The sequence below is a fragment of the Cryobacterium sp. 10I5 genome (genome assembly GCF_035019865.1).
GTDB classification, from domain to species: domain Bacteria; phylum Actinomycetota; class Actinomycetes; order Actinomycetales; family Microbacteriaceae; genus Cryobacterium; species Cryobacterium breve_A.
This window is the reverse complement of the sequence record NZ_JASJVI010000014.1, coordinates 16,667-34,769: the sequence shown is the minus strand read 5'-3', so window position 1 is coordinate 34,769 and position 18,103 is coordinate 16,667. Positions and strand designations below refer to the sequence as shown.

Here is an 18,103-nt window from a genome sequence, read left to right as displayed (position 1 = left end):
CGACCATGGTTGCTCAGTTGAGACGTTTCTTCTCGCTTCCCACTTCCCGCTCGGGATTGGTCATAGACCTGATGCACCCACGAACACCTGTGCGAGGATGTCCCCGGACGCAGTAATTTGCCTGATGAACAAGGGGGACGCATGACTTTTCGGAGAGTGACGGGAGGGCACGGCGCGGCGCTCACAGCACTGGCCCTGGTTGCGAGCATTCTGCTGCTGACCGGGTGTGCGGGTTCGTCGGATCCCGTCCGGGGTACCGCGATTCCGGCGGCAACAGCGACGGCCCCCACTCCATCAGAGCGTGCCTCTGCTCCAGCAGCGGTGACGGACATTTTCGTCAGTGCCGCGTCAATCGAACTCCGCGATACATCAGGGGAGACGCTGTCCACGTTCGACTATTTCCAGTCGGCAAGCGAGGTGGTCGCCGGGCTCTCCCAGGCTCTGGGGAGCGAGCCCATTGTGGAGAATTTCGAGGGCCGCAATGATGTGCCACCAACGACACGGTATCAATGGGGCGGCTTCGTCCTCAATGACCCCGTGACTGGCGGGACACCACCATTCAGTTCGAATACGTGGGTACGAGTGTCAGCCGAGGCCGTGAACGGTGTTCACATCGGCACCGTCGACGGAATCGCCATCGGAGACAGCGCCGCAGAACTCGAGGCACGATATCCCGACACCTCGTTCCGGCTGCCGTCCGGAGGCCAATCTGAACTCAACATCGGCGTTGGGTTCGTGCCACTGCCACCCTCCGACGACAGTGCAGGATCCGCGCGCACGTTCTCAGTCCAGCTCCTCGCTCCCGACCCACTCGGACCCATCACACAGCTCACGACGCCCTCGCCGAACTGGGGTGCCTGAGAGCCCGCGAGATCTGCGACGCGGCCGGACGTGATTACGAAGTCTCCTGAACCCACAATGGCGGCGAAATCACCGGCGCCGGAACCGCCTTGACTCAATCAGGACTCAATCTGCAGTGCGGACTACACGTTGAAGCGGAACTCCAGGATCACGCCGGCGGCCTGCGGGGCGGTCCAGCCCTTGTGGATCGTCCAGGCGCGGGTCTCCTTGGGGCCTGCGGTCAGGTAGGTCAGCTCGACTCGTCCAGGCTAGATCGTGACCTGTGACGTGAGCGCTTACCTGTGGATACCGCACCCAGGCGAGGACAGAAATCGCCGCAGAACAGTCGTAACCGGCGCGCCTGTCCCACGGCGTGGCGTCCCGTGCCGTCGGTGAAAAAGAACGCGACGTGTCATTCCTGTTCTCTAAGCTGGGCACGGGGCCACCGCGCATGTTCCTCTGGACAAAGGAGCAGCATGTACGAAGATTTCTCTTGGGCACCGATCCGACCGGACCACCGCCGGCGAAACATCACCGCCTCCATTTCCGTGGGATTGGTCCTCGCGCTGGCCGGCGGCCTGTTCACAGTGAATACGGAGCGCGCGCTCGATTACGACGACGCGCAGTCCTCGCATACAGCAGCCGTAAAGATCCTGGATTTGCAGCGGACGTCGGCGCTCACCCAGATCGACGCAGCAGCCACCTCCCTGGCCACGGCGAAAACCACACTGGCGTTGCACGTCGCTGAGGTCCCGGCCGCTGACGTCCGCGCTGCTCTCACCACCAGCATCCAGGCCCTTGACGACCAGATCAACGCCGCCTGGGCTGAAGTCCAGGAGGCTGACGCTGCTGCTCTGGCGCCCGTCCGCGGTGATGATCTGCTCTCCCCCGGCGCGGGGTTCCGTGCTGCGACCACCGCCGTCAGCGTCCACCATTTCCCGGTCTCCTCTGGTCTCGCGGCCGCGATCGCCGCCCTCGACGCACCGTCGTCGTCGATAACTACCGCCGTCCTGACCTGGCAGAGTGACCAGGCGAAAGCTGTTGCTGACGCCTCAGCCAAAGCGTCGGCCGCAGCGAAGAAGGCGGCATCCAACGCGGTTTCTGCCGCGAAAGCCAAGGCGGGAACCCCGGCAAAGGCGGCCACCCCGGCCATCCCGATCATCGATCAAAGCCACGCACCGTCCAGTCAGGCGGAGGCTCCGGTCCGTCCGGCCGTGGCCACCGGCCCCTTCACGTTGAACGTCCGGGTCACCGGCGGCCAGACCGAAGTGGACGCATGCAACGGCGCTGTGGACGTCGCCGCCTACCTGGTCGCCGTGATCGCTGAGCATTGGTATTGCGGTGGGTCTGTCTTCCCTCAGTCTGCGGGGACCGTGATCACTCTCACTGGGATCCACGCGGGCAGATACCGTGTGGAGGGTGTGGTGGCTACGTTGAACCATGACACAGCCTTCGGCCGCGACATACCAGCAACCTACGACCTTCTCTTTCAGACCTGCCAGAACAACAACGACAAGACCACGTCCTTCACCGCGCTGACGAAGATCGGATGATAGGCAGACGATAGGGAAACAGCCCATCCGTCAACCCGCCGCACGGGCTAGACGTTGAAGCGGAACTCCACCAGATTACCGCACGGATATACATGATGGCCTAGAGTGAGGCCATGACCACCCGAGCCGCAGTCTACCTCCGCCAATCACTCGATAAACAAGAGGGCATTGACCGCCAGAGGAAGCGCACAGCGCAAGAGGTAAAGAATCGTGGCTGGGAGCTCGTCGGCGAGTACGTCGACAACGGCATTAGTGCGAGTAAGCCACGCGGGCCTGGCACCGACTGGGACCGGATGCTCACAGACATCCAGGCAGGCAAAATAGACGTCGTCTGCGCCGTCGACATGGACCGTCTGGTGCGGATGATCGATGATTTGGTGACGATCAAACTCTCCGGGGTCACCGTACTCACCGTCGACGGCGAGCTTGACCTGGGCACAGCAGATGGCGAACTCCGCGGAACACTAGGCGCCGCGGTCGCACGCTTTGAAGCAAAGAGGAAGTCGGAGCGCCAGCTGAGAGCGAACGAATTCCGTAGAGCCGGTGGTGTCCTGTTCACCGGCGGCGTCAGGCTTACCGGCTACAACCAGGACGGCTCGATCAATGAGGAGGAAGCGTCCCTGGTTAGCCGAATCTTCGCCGACTTCATCGCAGGAGGGACACTACGCGGTATCGCCTCGAAGCTCTCTGAGGAGGGAGTGACGCCGAGGCGTGCACCATCCACTAGAACCGGTAGCAAGCGCACAGGCCGGAACGAGAAACTCCCCGCTAGACGGTTTGAGTCCTGGCCTCCGTCGTCTATCTCGTCGATCCTAAGCAACCCGCGGTACGCCGGTAGGGCTTCTCTGGCTGGCAAAGCAACCGGTGTTACCGGGAAGTGGACGGCGATCATCGACGACGCCACGTTCGACATGGCGCAAGGCATTCTCTCCGACCCGCGGCGAAAGACGAACCAAGCCGGAACAGCCCGCAAGTACATCGGGTCGGGGTTGTGGGAGTGCTACCAGTGCCACGTGCCGGTTACCTCAACAGGGCAGCGCTACTGGTGCAGGGCCGGCGGGCACGTCACCCGCTCAATGGCGCAGGTCGACGCGTTCGTTCTCGATGTCGTGCGCGACAAACTGGGCAGGCCTAATTTCGCGAAAGCGTTCACTCCGGTCGACGACATCGCTGTGCGCCGGCTGGCCAATGAAGCATCCGCCGTCCGCAAACGCCTAGCCAACTTCGACTCTGACTATGACGCCGGATTTATCGACGGACGCAGGTTTGCTGAATCCACTGCAAAGGCCAGGGCGGAGCTCGCTCACATCAACAGTGAGCGCGCCAGGGTTTCTGACGGCTCGGCGACCGGCGATCTGTTGGCGTCCGCCGATCCGGTCGAGTTCTTCGACGCGGCAGGTCTGGAACGTCAGCGCTCGATCATCTCCGAGATGCTCACAGTCCGTCTGCACCCCTCCCCCCGCGGATCAAAGATCTTCCGCGAGGAGACCGTCGAGATCATCTTTCGCATGCCTCAGGACTGACGCTCGAGTGCCCGGTAGATGGTCGGCCGTGACACGTCGAAGTAGGTGGCTAGAGCCTGGACGGTCTCGCCGCTGTCATACCTAACCCGGATGTCCGAGATCTTCCGATCGCTTAGCTTTGCTTTGCGCCCGCCGACACGGCCGCGGGCCCTGGCGGCGGCGAGCCCGTCCATGGTCCGGGCCTTCATGAGTGAATGTTCGAACTCGGCAAATGCACTGATCATCGTAAAGAAGAGACGGCCCTCAGCCGTAGACGTGTCTACAGGCTGCTCGAGAACCTGCAGGTTAACACCTCGGGCATCTAGCTCGGTAACACATTCCAACAGGTCCTTCGTTGAACGCCCCAGACGGTCGAGCCGGGTGACGACCAACGTGTCCCCGCGCCGGCAGGCTTCGAGCGCCTTGTCCAACTCTGGTCGGTGCGCCTTCGTGCCAGTGAAGGTATCCAGGAACAACCTGTCGACTCCGGCCGCAGTTAGCGCGTCCTCCTGGCTGGAGTGCGACTGATCGGCTGTACTTACTCGGCCGTACCCAACGCGATATGTTGTCATGCGTCGACCGTAACACAAACGGTGGATAGTTGACATAGATTTCGTACACGGGTTTCGTACACCAACACGCCGTCGAACGTATCCGGTCGAGAACGCGTACGAAGACGATCGTTTGTGAAGCTCCCGCGCATGTAGGTTGTATGCCCACCACCCGTTCAGCCAAAGACCTCAGCATTTTCAATATCACGACGGATGCCGACGAACAGATCATGTTTGTCAGGCATAACGGCTCCGCCCGCAGCGCCGCGAGCGTTTCGTCCGATTCACCGTACGAGCAGTGCATCGGGGTATCGTTCGAGCTCGGAGAGACCGGGAAGCTCAACTGGCTCAGTGGCCGCGGCCACACAACCGCCGGCCTGGTCATCAACGTCGAGCAGATCTACGACCTGGAATTCGAGCAGATGCCGTGATGGACAACGGCGAAGGTCCCGCGAGAATCGATTTATCAAGCCACCGTGGATTTTCTTATACCGCCGTAACAGACGCCGAGATAGTCGTTGTCCGGCTCTATCCGAGCGGATCAATCCGGCTCGGCCGCGGCGTCGCTCGGGGTAGCGCCGGACCGCACCTGATCACTGATGGCCGGATGCAGCACGTCGAGATGTTCTCGCTCGCCCGAGGCGCGATCGGTTGGTGGACCTGGCGTGACCCAGACGACCAGATCGGCGACGGCGGCGAGACCTCAGCACCTGTCCTTTGGATCGACGCGGAGCCCCTTCCGGAGATCCGTCCGGAATGGCGGACCTCCTGACCGAGCCAGGCCCGCGCATGAAGCAGGCATGAACCAGCTCACAAGCGCAGACTCGCCCGGCATCTACACGGCTACCGGCGACGGCATCGTCGGCATCATAGAGATCAAAGCCGACGGCCACACGGTTATCGCCTGGTTACTGCACGAGGTCGCCGATGACGACGACAGCTACCCGGAAGACGAGTGGCCAGGTGGTCCGATCGTCGGCCTCCACCTCACAGTCGGTGAGCCCGGTATCCTTCAGGGCGCCGGCACTATCGGTGATGTGGAACTCGGGGTCATCCGAACCATCACGAAGCTCAGTCCGCGGGTATCCTGACCGATATGAATTCCTCGATGGGACGCGAGCCGGCCAAACTGCCGGTGGGCGACGAGGCGTGAGCGGCTGGTGCCGAGTTGCGCGGGGACGAGGATTGGCTGGGAACGGAAGAGGTTGGGCTGAGTTCGGAGGCATGAGAAGCCCTGCAAAGACACCGCCTGGTCGGGCTTGCCGGTGCTACGCGACGGTGGTAGCGCTGAAGTGAATGCGGCCGGCGTCGTCGACTTCTGAGCCGATTCCGGCGCTCAGTCCGGCATTCTGGCACCAGTCGAAGACTGCCGCTTCAACTGTGTCCAGAAACATATCAGCGTCGGCGTTCGTCGTACTTTCAGCAGCGTAGAAAGGCTGATGGGGTACTGGCCGAAACCGTCGACGTAGAGGTCGAACGTCGAGCTTGGAGTAGGCCTTCCCGACCCTCGGCGGAGAAGTCGGGCCGCATTCATCGACGCCGCGTTCCCGGCGGGCCGATGCCATCTCCACGCAGCGCTGAGCGAGCTTGGCCCGTTTACAAGCTTGGCCCGTATACATTTGTCTCCTCGCAGTCTGGGCAGACGGTAAGGATCTCTTCTGCTCCGCTCACGATGCCGCCGAGATCCGGTCGTGAGTAGGTAGGTGTGCGGTTCGCGACTCGGCGAACTCGAGCTTGGCTATCGTGACGATAGTCACGTACACAGCGTCGTCGATTGCATTCCTTGTGGCCTGCAGTTCGGTGAGTTCGGCTTTCAGGGCTGCAACGCGGGGTGCGGCGGCGGTCAGTACGGGCATTCGTGAGTATCCAATTCGAGGTTGTGGGGCGGAGGGTTTCGTGTCCTAAATGGACTGCGCGTCTCCGGACCCAAGATTCAGGACTTCCAGCCCCTGGATTGCGATCATTTTGGCTTTCGCGATGGATTTCTTGTGCTTCATGAGTTCCTTTATCCGCGCGTTGACTGCGTCGCTCGGCAGAGGAGCAGCAGCCAGGATGTTCAGGGTGGAGTTCATGATGTTCTTCACTGCGAGCGGGTCGGCGGTTCCTGCGGCGCTGCGTTCGACCAGAAGCACGCCAGCGTCACCGGCGGAGTTGCCGAGGATGAGGCTCGTGGTCTGTTTGAAGATTGCGATTGGGATGTTCAGTTGTTCTGGGATGCTAGCCACTCGGACTTCGACACCGCCGCGCATGACTGTCCGAGCAACGGCACAACGCGTCACGGCGTCGTAGGCGCTTCTCGCCGAGGTCGTCTCCGAACCTCGCTCAAGGATCACCTCGACGAGAGCCCCTGCTGTGTGGAAGTCGATGCCGGTCAGACACAGCAGCTCGACCACCCCGTTCAGAGCAGCGGAGCAGAATGCAGTCGCGTCAGCGCCCGCGGCCCGCCGCTCCGCTTCAATAGATACGGAGTCTTCCTGCAACCCCATGGTCCTTGAACCGTCGTCCGCGAACACGACCGTCAAGGGGTTGCAGGTGCCGTCGTCGTTCACTTTCCCCGTGAAGCCGTTGCGCCGATCGGAATCATGGCTCTCACGGAGCCTGTCCAGCTTGTTGACGTGACCGAGCCGTGTCGCCAGGATCTTGTTCGTGTAGGCCCACGGGGTGAGGACGTCAGCCATCTGCGGGCTGCTCCAAACCTCCCACAGATATGAAACTAGGTCTGTGGCAAGCACCGCTGGCACCGCACCCGCAGCCGTCGCGAGGTCGTACTTACGAGCGAACCCCTTAAATTCAGTCACGCCGGCTTCGAGGAGCGCGGCGGCCCGAGGTGTTCGCCATACTTCGGTCTTCTCGCGGTCACTGGCGTTGAGGAGGTCCGCACGGATTGCGGCCAGCTCACGGGCGAGGTACAAATCCAGCGCCGCAAGGTGCGCAGCGTTTATGCCAGCACGGCTTGTGGGAGCGATTGCCTTCCGTGCCTGTGCAGTTGTGACTACTGGTCGTACGGTTGCTTTTCGTGCCCGGTCCACTGGTGCCCCTTGGGATATGGGGCATCACCTTTGTTCTGCCCTCCCTCTTGGGGCATGTGGCGACCAGAGGGGCACTCAGGAAGGCGTTATGGAACTGTTACAAATTCCCTGGGTGCGTCGAGCCGCGGAGCGGCGATCTGCCGGCGCGGTAGTCAGCGGTTTGGCTGGGCCCAGCGGCCGAAGGAGACCTTTGCCTTGCTGGTGAGGATCACTCCCTCGCCGAGGTCGACCGTCATCGCGGCGAGCAGCATCTCGGCATACTCAGCCGTGCGTCCGGTCGGCGCCAGGGTGAATAGCTCGTCATGAAGCGGGATGAACAGGCTCTCCGCTCCCATCGACGCGACTGTCGCGCGCACTGCCGCTCCGTAGGCATCCCGAGCCGAACTTTGGACCTGCAGATTCGTCGCGATCGCATGCCGGGTCTCATACGTCCGCCCGTCGAGCACAGGGAGCGGCCGACCCCAAAGGGTGGTCAATACCTCACCGCGGCGACTGCGCTCGGTCTGCTCCGCACAGAACTCGACGACATCGGGGAAGAGCCGTCTCATGCCGGCGTGTGTTGCGGCGGCCTGTGCGGCGCCGGCCGTCTTGGCAAGCGTGGCTTCCTTCTGCCCATAAAGGAAAGCGATGAACCGAACTTTTTCGGTCTTCCGGTCCTGCCCGGTGAATGCCGCCAGATCGGCGTACGGGTCCCCGTCGAGGACGCTTCGGGTGAAGGCCTTCGAACCGATGAGGCGGGCCAGCACCCGCCCCTCTTGATTACTGTGATCGACCGAAACGACGTCGTGGCCGGGCTCTGCCAGGAACAGGAACCGCAGCTCTTTCATCACGCTCATGAGCCCCGGCGCCCGCCCGCTCATTCGCCCCGTGGCCGCGAAGTTCGTCCGCCACACCGGGTGGACCCGACCTGCCGGCGTGATCTTCTCCACGAGGCCATCGAGGATCTGTACGCGTTTCAAAGTCGAGTGAGCCTTGACGTAGCGGGCCCACGCGTCCGCGCTGGCCTCGGGCATGTTGGTGATGTCGCACTTCCCGGGCAGCGCCCAGCCGTACTCACCGGTCCGCGTGTAGCCGACTCCGATCCGGTCGAGGAATTCCGACTTCTTCCAATTCGAAACGCGGATGTCGACGCCGATCTCGCGCTTGACAAGGTCTAGTTCACGGTGGCGGATCTGGCGTTGTTCCTGCAGGGCGAATCGATCGATCAAGTAGCCGCGCCGGGCCACGTCGCGCCATAGTTGATCTTCACTTTCGACTTGCCGTGAGATTCGCTTTGCAGCTGACGAAGCGGCGCTGTGCGCCTGCATGAGGACGGCGAGAGGGGCGCCGGCCGCTGGCATCATCTTGTCCTTCAGCGGTGCCAGAGCCTGGTCCAGGACCCGCCCGTTGCGGATCCTCGGGTTGCCGAGAGCCAACAGGAACTCCCTGTGATCACTGTCCATTTGGGCGGCATCCTCGGAGTAGACCGGGCGATCGTCGAGAGCCGCGAACATCGATAATCCCTCCTCGACACCGGCGGCAGTGAACGTTTCACCAGCCGCCGAGTACAGGCGAACTGCTGGCCGTCCGGTGCTGATCCGGACGGCCAGAGGTCCGGTGTTCGCGGCGAGCCACTCGGCGATCGTCACCGCTACTCCCCCGTTCTGGCGCCGGTGGTGGAGAACAAGGTCCACGCGACGGCGATGCACTTCACGCCGAGGCCGTTGATCCTCACGAGCTTGTGTTTGTGGCCCGCATCCGTGATCGCGATCGGTGCGAAAGCCTGAAACAGTGCCGCTTCAGTGATGGTGCGGTACTTCGGATCCATGCGGAGGATGGCCGCGGCATCCCGGGGCTGGAAGGCGAGGAAGTCCACGTTTCCGCCGCGTCCGGAACGTCGGACGCCCAGCATCTTCTTGTGGTCCTCCAACGTCACGGCGACGAAACCGAGGTCCTCCAGCGACTGCGGGCCACCAGCGTCCTGAACATATGTCTGGCCGCCAGCCACCGAAGCTCGGAGGGCGTCGAGCAGTGGTTCCCAGGCGGGCGCTTCATTGGACTGAAGGTTGTTCGTCCCGTGGAAAAGGGCAGTTGCTCGAACCGCCGCGTGAATGTCCCGGAAGAGGTCTTCACGCTCAGCATCCGTGATCGCCTCAATCTCCAGGAGATACTCGAGCCAGATCAGGTTTCCGCACTCGACGAGCGCTGCGACCTCATGGACGCGGCGCGACACCGGAATGTTCGAGAGGAATCCGACCGCCTTTGCGTGCTTCTCTTCCCACGTCTTGCGCCACGCGTCCATGCCGATCTTCGCGATCTGCAGGGCGACCCAGCGGATGAAGAAGGAGAACGCGAGCGCGGGCAGCCCGTTGTTTGCGAGAGCCTCGAACTCCTTACTGTTACCGCTGGCGAAGATGTTCACGCCGCGGTCCATGATGATCGGGTACAGCCGTTCGCGGGATGAGTCGAGTTCCTCCGCGTCGGGGATCTGTTCGCCGACCAGGAGGATGGCCGGGGAGCTGAGATCAGGAACGCCCTGTTCCCATTCGCCGGTGCGTGAGTTCTTCGCGGAGACCGTGTGGCGGGCGTGGCCGCCGGCGTAGCCACAACGGATGAGGCGCTCCAGGGCTTTCTCCTGGTCTTCGTTGCCGTTGCGGCTGGTGCGCTTTCGACTGTCGTCCACCGCGAAGAAGAGACCGTCCAGGCCGCTGCCGAGGCGTCCGATGTTGGGGACGCTGCCATCGACTGTGGCCATGGAACGCCCCGCGGGAGCAAAGGCACTGGAGAGGTGCGCTGTGAATCCGCTCATCACGGTGCTCTTGCCGCACCCCTTCGGGCCTGCCATGAAGGCGACGGCGCCCACGCCCATGCCTGCTGCGCACCAGATCGCCGGGCCCCACATGCCGGCCCAGAAGTTCGGGTTCGTGAGTTCACGGCTCATCGCCAGAGTGTTCAGAGCAGCAGTGCGCTCGTTGTCGGTCACCGCGCTCAAGTCGAGAAGCCCGATGTCGTTGTACGCATCCGAGAGTTGAGAGTGTGCGCGCGCCGTGAGGCCGTTGGCCGTCATGAAACCCGTCGGTGAGAGGAATCCCCACTGACCGTCGATCTGCTTCCAGCCGGTTCTCTTGAACACGGGGCTCTCAACGACCTCGTCGGCGTGGTGGGCGCGGATCGCTGCATCGATCGCCTTTCCGACCCATACGTCCGTCGCAACCACAATTGACGTGCCCTGGGGAACCCGGTTGAGGTACCGGCGCGGATACTGGAGGTCCTCGTCGCGGACGCCGGGGACCTTGAATGGGCGGATCCCGTTGCTCGTCATGACCGAGATCTCGAGGTCGTGGGTGAACTCGGCGGAAAGGCCCTGAGGATCACGGAGGTCATCGACCACCTTGTGCGTAGTGAGGCGGCGCACAGCCGCCTCCATGATCACCTGCATGGTGAGATCCGCCCCGGTGAAGGTAATCCCGGCTTCAGAGTCGGTGACCGGGGCAATGCTTGAGCGGATGGGCGCAGCAACGGGTTCGGCCTTCGGCGCTCGCCCCAGAGTCGGGGCCGCCCGCGAGATGAGTGCGGCCAGATACTTGCCCCGGCTCTCGGCCGTCTGAGACCGCAGTGACAGTTCGACGCTGAAGGCTCCGAGCTTGAGGAAGGTCACCGACGCGGCACCCAGGCACGTCAGGTGTGCCGCCAGATTCTCGGCTTCGTCGTACAGCGAGCGCTTCTTCTCGATGTGTCCAAGAGCCAGTGTCACGTTCGTAGTGCCCTCTGCGCTGATGAGCCGGTTGAGACCAGGGTCAGGAACGCCAGTCTCCTTCGATACCCACCCCGTGGTCGACTGCAGGCCAGCCACGATGACGCCAGGGACCGCGGCGGCGATCGCCGCCTCCCAGTCCTCGTCCGTTGCCGTGATCAGGACGTGCTTGACCTGCCCGAGCAGCGTCTCGTGCTCGGGGGTGATGCGGATGGTCGGGGTGGCTGCTGACTCTGAACTTGTGTTGTCCATGTTTCCCTCCGGGGATTTATTGGGCCTCAACGAGTGGAGGCCTGTACATGGACTGCGCGAGGGCAGGCCCAAGATTTTTGTGCCGAGAGGGGCGGATCTGAAATTAGGGCCAAATTCGAAATAACAATGAAGTAGTGGCAGCGGCAGGAGATGGCCGAACTTCGGCGTCTTTACGGTGTTCTTCTCTCTTTCTCCCTCTTTCTACAGAGAGTTATTTCACCATTTCGCTAATTCATCGAGGAAGGAGTGACACCCCCATCGACACAGACAGTCACTCAAAATCGGTGTCTGTCCGGAAAGACAGCCCCCACCCGAACCCGTTGGAAGAGGCGCAATAGTGAAATAGACCCTCGGTCCCAGGGATTCATTGGGCGTGGGGAGTATGGCCAGGTGAAATAGGCCTGAAGTAGGCGTTCTAGGGCGGGATCTTGGGTCCCCGAACGCGCAGTCCAAGCAGAGGTCCCCACTCGCAGGGACCGTTGCACGGAGGACTGCAATGCTCAAATCAACCAGGCACGAAGACCGAACGAGGGCCGCCATGCCCCCCGGAGTCAAGCTCGACCGCGCCGTTCACGCCCACTTAATTGCCCAGATCGGGGCCGGCCACTCGCCTGAGGCCACGGACGCCGACCGCATCAACTCGCTCAGTGCCCGCAATAGCCTCATCACCGCATACCTCGCTTGGATCACGCGCCAGGCGACCCGCACATCCCCCACCGCTCAGGCCTCAGAGGATCGTGCAGCAGAGGCTACCCTCCGTTGCCTCGAAGCCTTGGACCGATTCGAACCCTCACAGGGAGTTCCGCTCCATAAATACCTTGAGCGTTCCCATTCGACCCATGGAGAAGCAGTGGCCCGAGCAGGAATGCCCGGAGATCTGGCCAATCGAAATGAACGGCGCGCACTCATCCGCCGCGGCCTCTCAATCCCGCGGCCGTCATCCTTGGACGCGCCGATCGGCGGCGGGGTCGAATCACTGATGCTGTCAGACGTTGTGAAGGACGGTCGAGCAGGGCCAGAGGAGCTGATGGAGGAAGCAGATATGAAGGAGCAGATCCACGCCGCCCTTGATCTCCTCAGCGAGGAGCACCGAGCCCTCCTGGTCGATGCCTTTGGGCTGGACGGACGCCAACCCGTCCTCCTTAGCGGACTTGCACGCGAACGCGGCATCACGCCAGGCAGCGCCTCGCGGCGCCTGGCACGGGCCGGCGCGGCTCTTGCAGCCGCCGCCCCACACCTGAAATTCCTCCTCGAGAACTAAGGTCAGCCCAGCCCCAATCGTTGCTTCACCGGAGGTGCGCCCTGACCTGGATCGGCCACGCTCCCCGATCCGCGTCGCCCCACCCGGAGCTCAGTTCCCTCAGCAGGCCGATCCCGGCGCCGGCTGCCCCGGCCGCTGCGGAAGCATCCCAATCTCATCAGACTGCACCGAGCCCCGTGGTCTCGGGCCAGTGGCCGGCGGAGCGTAATCGTCACTCCCTGCCGGCAACTACGCACGCATACAATGCGTATCACGGCGGCGCCCAGAGAGTGGGTGAAAGCCGTGTGCAGTGTGCAGGCGACACCCCGGACGGGCTCGTCTTCCGCGTCAGCTGGAGGCCCACTCGTGCGATCCATGATGCGCGTTGCGTGAGAGTGGTCGTCGGGGTCAGGACGCCGTTGGAGCAACGGGCCAGGCAAGCAGTCGTGCTACTTGCCTTCGAGCGAGTCGCCGAGAATAGGGCTGCGTGGCGGTATGCCGCGGGCGCGTCCGTGATGGCCGCACGGACCGTTTTCGGAGCACGAACGCCGACGGCCGCCCGAGGAAAAACCGTTTCCCTTCCCTCCGATCAGTTGCGTCGGATTCGACCTCCGCATGCCGATAACTCGATGCGCCAAGCATAAACTCCGCACGGGTCTGACACGGATCTTTCTGATGGCGTCGACGCTTGTGACTATAGGGGGAAGAAATACAGGTAGTGCCAGCCTCACGGTCCTGGGCGATACTCAACGGTCCGGGCGCCCATACCAAGATAGCCAAATCCAGACGAGAATCATCGGCTAATTCTTGCCCGCCGTGCAATATTTGAAGATGCCCGCGCATCTATAGAGGAGCGCACGGTTTTGCCGTAGTCCACATCTGGACGCGACCCGGCACGAGTCTCTGGAGGGACAAACACAGTGTACGAACAGCTCATTCGATCCGCCCGACCACAGGTCGGCACCGTCGGCAAGATCAATGCATATATCAACTCAATCGACTCTCGGAGCGCCGCCCGGCTTCGCGCTTGCATGGCTGATCCACGCATCTCGGCAGTTGCCATTCGCGACGCTTTGCGGGAGAACAGTTTCGAGGCCGGGCTGACCACGATTCGATCGCATCGAAGAGACGCTGCGTTTGCTGGGAGAGCGACGTGAATGCGCGGATGTGTCGGCAACGCGCCGTCCGCGTCAAGAATTCTGACCTTCGATGACGCGCAATCTCGCCCCAGTACCGCCAAGAGTTTCGCACTCGGCGACGCACCCGGCGCCACCGGCAGTTGACGTCTGTCGCTGCAAGACAAGGCCGCGCATGCGCCACTAAACCCAGACCAGCCGACAGCGCAGCGAACTCCTCGCGCCGTCGGCTAAAGGCCGGCAGTTCACAACCCTCCCTCTGTTGCTGCCGGCCCGGAACGGCCGGCTGCTCGAGTGCCAATCGGGAAGCCGGCCGTTTTCTCTTTGCAAATCAGGGCCTGCACTAAGGCTTCGGCGCGGCCGCAGCGATCAACATTGAAACCACGAACACCGTCCTCCCTTGTGGTTGGCGGCGGCCCATTCGCCATCCTGGCCGACCGTGGCTTCTGCGGCTTCCGGCTCTGGGAACAGGCGGCAGCGACGGGCGCTGACCTGCTCTGGCGGGTCAAAACGAACCTCCGTCCACGGCACCTGGAAACCCTCGCTGACGGCTCGTGGCTGGCCACCATCATCCCGGCCTCCGGCCCGGGGCGGCAGTCGACACCGCCCTTGACCGTGCGGGTCGTGAACTACACGATCGACGACGGCCGCGACAGTCCCGATGGCTACCGGTTGCTGAGCACGATCCTTGATCCGGGTGAGGCATCTGCGGAAGAGCTCGCGACCGTGTACTCAGAACGGTGGGAGATCGAGTCTGTGTTCGATGAGTTGAAAACGCATCAGCGTGGCCCGCGCATGGTGATGCGGTCCAAGTCCTCGGACCTGGTCAAGCAGGAAACCTGGGGCCACCTCTGCTGCCACTACGCGATCCGAACCCTGATGATCGAGGCCGCACAACACGCTCAACGCGACCCCGACCGGGTCTCCTTCATCGCCGCCCTCCGCATCGCCCGCCGCTGCGTGGCCCAGGGCGATTTTCCCCCTCCGCGACCTGACCACACCACAGCGGTCTGGCGCCACGTGTGTTTTGTCAACTTGAAGCCGGCCATTTGAGCGCTAATTAACCTGCCATTGTGGCGCGATTTCCGGCCATTTGATCAGGGTGGTCAGAACGGCTGGTTTTCTGGGTCGTTTTCGTCTTCGCCGACGTCGGGACCGCGGCTGTTTCCGTCGCTCCATCCAGCTGCGGGATCGGCGAAGTCGTCAGGCCATGGGGCTGGTCGTCCGTTGTCATCCCACCAGCCTGTCTCGTGGTCGGCTGGTGCGAGGGGGCGCTCTGGACGGGTGTGATCATTCATGACGGAGTCCTGACTGGTGAGGATACGTGATGTGGTTGGCGCGGCCGTGTGGGCCGTATTCCGGGTGGCCAGTCTGGCGGCGGGTCATTTCATGAGGGCGTGTTTGACTCGGTAGGAGTCGCCACGGAATTGCAGGAGCCGGCCGTGGTGGACGATGCGGTCGATGACAGCGGCGGCCATGTTGTCATCGCCAAACACGGCTCCCCATCGGGAGAATTCGAGGTTTGTGGTGATGATCAGGCTTCGTTTCTCGTAACCGTCCGCGATGACTTGGAATAGGAGCCGGGCGCCCTCGGTATCGATCGGAAGATATCCGAGTTCATCGACTTATGCAGATGTCTGCATAAGTCGACTTATGCCGACTCCGTGATTATGCCGATGTTGTCGTGGTGACGGTCGAATCGTCCAGTGTTTCATTGGGTCCTAACGCCCGGCGGCTGCTGGGATGTCGGCATAATCACAGTCCTTCCAGGAACGCGAGGAGTCTGTCGGCGGGGTGATATCGGCCGGCCTTCGATTCCACCGGAGTGGTTTTCGCCAGAGCGCGTTCCTTGATCGTCATGTCCGCGTGGATGTAGGGATCGGTGGATCGAGTATCGGCGTGGCCCAGCCAGAGCGCGATGACCGTGGTGTCCACTCCCGCGTGCAGCAATGTCATGGCCGTGGTGTGCCGCAGCGCGTGCGGGGAGAGCTTCTTCGAACCCAACGTCCCGCAGGCGATGGCCGCTCTCGCATGGTGGGCGGTCAACCGGTGTTCGATCGCGTCGCGGCTGAGGCGCCGACCGGTGCGGGTGCAGAACAGCGGAGCGGTGGGAACACCTGCTCGTTCAGTCAGCCAATGTCGAATAACTGTCGCTGTCGCCGTGGTGAGGGGGATGGCCCTTTCCTTGCGTCCTTTTCCCTGACATCGGACGTTCGCGCCGGTGCCGGTGCTGACATCGGCGCAGTTCAGGTCGGTCAGCTCCGAAACGCGCAGTCCGGTCTGGATGCAGAGCATCAGCCAGGCGTGGTCGCGGCGGCCTTCCCAACTGTTGAGATCCGGAGCGGCCAGCAGGGCATCGACCTCATGGGCGGTGAGGTAGGACACGGTGGCTTTGTCGAACCTTTTCGGCGGAATCGCCAGGACCCGGGCGATGATGTCGGCGTGCTCGGGGTGCTGCAGTGCGGCGTAGCGGAACAAGGATCGCAGCGCGCCCAGGCGGGCGTTTCGTGTGCGGGCGCTATTTTGCCGGTCCGTTTGCAGATGATCCAGGAACTCGCTGATGGTGGTGTGATCCAGATCTGTCCAGTCCAGTCGCGACGGAGCCTTCCCAGTTCTCTCCTGAAGGTAGGTGAAGAGCAGCCGCAGCGTGTCACGATAGGCGGCGATGGTGTGGCTGCTGGCCTGACGCTGCTTGGCGAGGCGGTCGGTGAAGAACATCTGCACCGTCGCCGTGATCACGGTCACGAGGTCACCTGCCCATTGCCGGGTTCGAGGTGGCCGGCGGCCAGCGCGAGCAGCTCGGGGGCGGCGGAGAGATACCAGTAGGTGAACCGGGGGCTCGCGATGCCCGAGGTAGGTGGACAGGTATGGCAGGCGGGCATGGACGTCGGCGCCGCTGCGATACCAGTTGACCAAAGTGGTGATCGCGAAGGTGTGGCGCAGCGCGTGGAGGTGGGGCCCGCGGGCGGCTCCGACGCCGATCCCGGCGTCAGAACACAGGTCATGGAAGATGGTTTGGACAACGGGATAGAGCAACCGTTTTCCTGTGACGGGACTGCCCCCGGTTTGGTTGACTCCTGACCTGTGGAGATTCGTCTTCGCTGGAAAGATGTCACCATGCCCAAGCCCTACCCACCCGAGTTCCGTCGCGATGTCGTCGCGGTCGCTCGCAAGCACGAAGCCCCGCTGAACCAGATAGCGAAGGACTTCGGCATCTCCGAGTCGTGCCTGGCGAACTGGCTGAAGAAAGCCGACGTCGAAGAGGGGGTGAAGCCCGGCGTGACGGAGAAGGAGTCGGCTGAGCTGCGGGAGGCGAGGAAACGGATCCGGCTGCTGGAGCAGGAAGCCGAAGTAATGCGCCGCGCGGTCGCCTACCTCTCCCGGGACGTCAACCCAAAATGATGTACCCGCTGGTCCGCGAACTGGCCGTCGACGGAGTCCCCGTCACGGTGACCTGCCGGGTATTGCGCTTCTCCAAACAAGCCTTCTATCAGTGGCTCCGAAACCCGGTCTCCCAACGTGATTGGGACGACGCCCACCTCACCAACGCCGCCTGGGACGCCCACCAGGACGACCCCGCGTTCGGCTACCGGTTCATCTCCGACGAGCTCAACCATGCGGGCCTCACCGCCGGCGAGAACCGGGTCTGGCGGCTCTGCTCGCAGCAGCGACTCTGGTCCGTGTTCGCGAAGAAACGCGGCCTGAGGCGCAAGGCCGGCCCGCCCGTCCACGACGACCACGTTCAGCGGAACTTCACCGCGACACGCCCGAACCAGCTCTGGCTGACCGACATCACCGAACACCGCACCGACGAGGGCAAGATCTACCTCTGCGCGATCAAAGACGTCTACTCGAACAAGATCGTCGGCTACTCCATCGACTCCAGGATGAAGGCGTCCCTGGCCGTTGCCGCGGCCCGGAACGCGATCGGTCAGCGCACCATCGACGGCACGATCCTGCACTCGGACCGAGGCTCTCAATTCCGCTCCAACGCGTTCCTGCGTGTGCTGAAGAACAACGGCATCACCGGGTCGATGGGCCGCGTCGGCGCATGCGGCGACAACGCCGCGATGGAGTCCTTCTTCGCGCTGCTGCAGAAGAACGTCCTCGACCGGAAGCGGTGGTCAACCCGAGAGGAACTGCGCCTCGCGATGGTGATTTGGATCGAGCGGACATACCACCGCAAGCGCCGGCAACGCCGCCTCGGCAAGCTCACCCCGATCGAGTTTGAGACAATAAACGTGGCCCTCAAAGCCGCCTGAAACCA

The 18,103-nt window shown here is 62.9% G+C and carries 15 protein-coding genes and 2 pseudogenes; 9 read left to right on the top strand and 8 right to left on the bottom strand.

Annotated features, from left to right (window positions below; all coding sequences use genetic code 11):
* The first annotated feature begins 141 nt into the window (after positions 1–141).
* Positions 142–861 (top strand): hypothetical protein, encoded by a 720-nt coding sequence (locus QN350_RS06485; RefSeq protein WP_322139294.1) that lies wholly within the window; start codon positions 142–144, stop codon positions 859–861.
* A gap of 146 nt (positions 862–1,007) precedes the next feature.
* Here the strand turns inward: QN350_RS06485 and QN350_RS06480 are convergent.
* Positions 1,008–1,091, bottom strand: a pseudogene (locus QN350_RS06480) (DUF933 domain-containing protein); the annotation flags it as partial.
* A gap of 225 nt (positions 1,092–1,316) precedes the next feature.
* Here QN350_RS06480 and QN350_RS06475 point away from each other — a divergent pair.
* Entirely contained in the window at positions 1,317–2,393 is a 1,077-nt protein-coding gene (locus QN350_RS06475) for a hypothetical protein (RefSeq protein ID WP_322139293.1), read from the top strand.
* A gap of 113 nt (positions 2,394–2,506) precedes the next feature.
* Positions 2,507–3,916, top strand: a complete 1,410-nt coding sequence (locus QN350_RS06470; protein WP_323516007.1) for a recombinase family protein — start codon at positions 2,507–2,509, stop codon at positions 3,914–3,916.
* On the opposite strand, the gene QN350_RS06465 is transcribed toward QN350_RS06470, so the two are convergent.
* Positions 3,907–4,467, bottom strand: coding sequence for a recombinase family protein (locus QN350_RS06465; RefSeq protein ID WP_323516005.1), 561 nt, complete (start codon positions 4,465–4,467; stop codon positions 3,907–3,909). The two genes, QN350_RS06470 and QN350_RS06465, sit on opposite strands and share 10 nt — an antisense overlap.
* A 140-nt stretch (positions 4,468–4,607) precedes the next feature.
* Here QN350_RS06465 and QN350_RS06460 point away from each other — a divergent pair, with 140 nt between their 5' ends.
* Genes QN350_RS06460 through QN350_RS06450 form a run of 3 tightly spaced genes read left to right on the top strand, consistent with a single transcriptional unit; the run spans position 4,608 to position 5,537 of the window.
* Entirely contained in the window at positions 4,608–4,877 is a 270-nt protein-coding gene (locus QN350_RS06460) for a hypothetical protein (protein ID WP_323516003.1), read from the top strand.
* On the top strand, positions 4,877–5,218 hold the full coding sequence (locus QN350_RS06455; protein ID WP_323516001.1) for a hypothetical protein: 342 nt from the start codon (positions 4,877–4,879) through the stop codon (positions 5,216–5,218). The genes QN350_RS06460 and QN350_RS06455 overlap by 1 nt, the downstream gene beginning before the upstream one ends.
* Positions 5,219–5,246: 28 nt before the next feature.
* The gene (locus tag QN350_RS06450; protein WP_323515999.1) at positions 5,247–5,537 is read left to right on the top strand and encodes a hypothetical protein; all 291 of its coding nucleotides are present in this window, start codon (positions 5,247–5,249) and stop codon (positions 5,535–5,537) included.
* Positions 5,538–6,113: 576 nt separating this feature from the next.
* Here the strand turns inward: QN350_RS06450 and QN350_RS06445 are convergent.
* From QN350_RS06445 to QN350_RS06430, 4 genes are all read right to left on the bottom strand, one after another.
* Positions 6,114–6,302, bottom strand: coding sequence for a hypothetical protein (locus tag QN350_RS06445; protein WP_323515997.1), 189 nt, complete (start codon positions 6,300–6,302; stop codon positions 6,114–6,116).
* Between the two features lie 45 nt (positions 6,303–6,347).
* On the bottom strand, positions 6,348–7,475 hold the full coding sequence (locus QN350_RS06440; RefSeq protein WP_323515995.1) for a hypothetical protein: 1,128 nt from the start codon (positions 7,473–7,475) through the stop codon (positions 6,348–6,350).
* 152 nt (positions 7,476–7,627) lie between these two features.
* Complete coding sequence (locus QN350_RS06435) at positions 7,628–9,103, bottom strand: DNA polymerase (RefSeq protein WP_323515993.1); 1,476 nt, start codon at positions 9,101–9,103, stop codon at positions 7,628–7,630.
* Positions 9,104–9,105: 2 nt separating this feature from the next.
* A complete protein-coding gene (locus QN350_RS06430; RefSeq protein ID WP_323515991.1) occupies positions 9,106–11,460 on the bottom strand; it encodes a hypothetical protein in 2,355 nt (784 codons plus the stop codon).
* Between the two features lie 496 nt (positions 11,461–11,956).
* Here QN350_RS06430 and QN350_RS06425 point away from each other — a divergent pair, with 496 nt between their 5' ends.
* Positions 11,957–12,721, top strand: coding sequence for a sigma factor (locus QN350_RS06425; RefSeq protein ID WP_323515989.1), 765 nt, complete (start codon positions 11,957–11,959; stop codon positions 12,719–12,721).
* Positions 12,722–14,211: 1,490 nt separating this feature from the next.
* Positions 14,212–14,889 carry an IS4 family transposase gene (locus QN350_RS06420; RefSeq protein ID WP_416347722.1) on the top strand — a complete coding sequence of 226 codons (678 nt, stop codon included), beginning with the start codon at positions 14,212–14,214 and terminating at the stop codon, positions 14,887–14,889.
* Positions 14,890–15,218: 329 nt separating this feature from the next.
* Here the strand turns inward: QN350_RS06420 and QN350_RS06415 are convergent.
* Positions 15,219–15,461: pseudogene (locus QN350_RS06415) on the bottom strand (ATP-binding protein); the annotation flags it as partial.
* 130 nt (positions 15,462–15,591) lie between these two features.
* Positions 15,592–16,581, bottom strand: coding sequence for a tyrosine-type recombinase/integrase (locus QN350_RS06410; protein ID WP_134558624.1), 990 nt, complete (start codon positions 16,579–16,581; stop codon positions 15,592–15,594).
* A gap of 372 nt (positions 16,582–16,953) precedes the next feature.
* Between QN350_RS06410 and QN350_RS06405 the strand changes: the two genes are divergently transcribed.
* Positions 16,954–18,098 (top strand): IS3 family transposase gene (locus tag QN350_RS06405; RefSeq protein ID WP_323515987.1). Its coding sequence is split into 2 segments (ribosomal slippage): positions 16,954–17,233 and positions 17,233–18,098, totalling 1,146 coding nucleotides; the frame shifts between segments, so codons are not numbered across the junction.
* Positions 18,099–18,103: the final 5 nt, after the last annotated feature.

What these genes read in the sequence shown, in the direction of transcription:
- QN350_RS06485 (WP_322139294.1), top strand. Translation starts at nt 142, where the DNA reads ATGACTTTTCGGAGAGTGACGGGAGGGCACGGCGCGGCGCTCACAGCA.
- QN350_RS06475 (WP_322139293.1), top strand. Translation starts at nt 1,317, where the DNA reads ATGTACGAAGATTTCTCTTGGGCACCGATCCGACCGGACCACCGCCGG.
- QN350_RS06470 (WP_323516007.1), top strand. Translation starts at nt 2,507, where the DNA reads ATGACCACCCGAGCCGCAGTCTACCTCCGCCAATCACTCGATAAACAA.
- QN350_RS06465 (WP_323516005.1), bottom strand. Translation starts at nt 4,467, where the DNA reads ATGACAACATATCGCGTTGGGTACGGCCGAGTAAGTACAGCCGATCAG.
- QN350_RS06460 (WP_323516003.1), top strand. Translation starts at nt 4,608, where the DNA reads ATGCCCACCACCCGTTCAGCCAAAGACCTCAGCATTTTCAATATCACG.
- QN350_RS06455 (WP_323516001.1), top strand. Translation starts at nt 4,877, where the DNA reads ATGGACAACGGCGAAGGTCCCGCGAGAATCGATTTATCAAGCCACCGT.
- QN350_RS06450 (WP_323515999.1), top strand. Translation starts at nt 5,247, where the DNA reads ATGAACCAGCTCACAAGCGCAGACTCGCCCGGCATCTACACGGCTACC.
- QN350_RS06445 (WP_323515997.1), bottom strand. Translation starts at nt 6,302, where the DNA reads ATGCCCGTACTGACCGCCGCCGCACCCCGCGTTGCAGCCCTGAAAGCC.
- QN350_RS06430 (WP_323515991.1), bottom strand. Translation starts at nt 11,460, where the DNA reads ATGGACAACACAAGTTCAGAGTCAGCAGCCACCCCGACCATCCGCATC.
- QN350_RS06425 (WP_323515989.1), top strand. Translation starts at nt 11,957, where the DNA reads ATGCTCAAATCAACCAGGCACGAAGACCGAACGAGGGCCGCCATGCCC.